The following is a 281-nucleotide window of genomic DNA, read 5'->3' as shown; positions in this document are numbered from 1 at the left end:
AGAAGGACATCCGCATGCCAGGACAGCTGACATTGAACGACGGCTCAACCATTCCCCAGATCGGACTTGGCGTGTGGCAGGTCGATCCGGATGTCACGTCACAAGTCGTGCGCTGGGGGATCGAGGCCGGCTATCGCCTGATCGACACCGCCGAGGGCTACCGCAACGAGGAAGGCGTGGGCGAGGCGATCCGCGCCGCCGGCGTGCCGCGGTCGGAACTGTTCATCACCTCGAAGCTGCGCAACGGCGGCCACCAGCGCGATGCGGCGCTTCGCGCCTTC

At 66.2% G+C, this 281-nt stretch carries 1 protein-coding gene; it reads left to right on the top strand.

The window, feature by feature from the left end; genetic code table 11:
- Positions 1-14: 14 nt before the first annotated feature.
- Positions 15-281 (top strand): aldo/keto reductase (locus tag EN845_RS35025; RefSeq protein ID WP_189587462.1); only part of this gene is annotated, 267 nt, incomplete at its 3' end.

The organism is Mesorhizobium sp. M8A.F.Ca.ET.202.01.1.1 (genome assembly GCF_004791595.1).
GTDB lineage: Bacteria > Pseudomonadota > Alphaproteobacteria > Rhizobiales > Rhizobiaceae > Mesorhizobium.
Note: the sequence above shows the minus strand (reverse complement) of the source record. Positions and strands in the feature narration are given on the sequence as shown.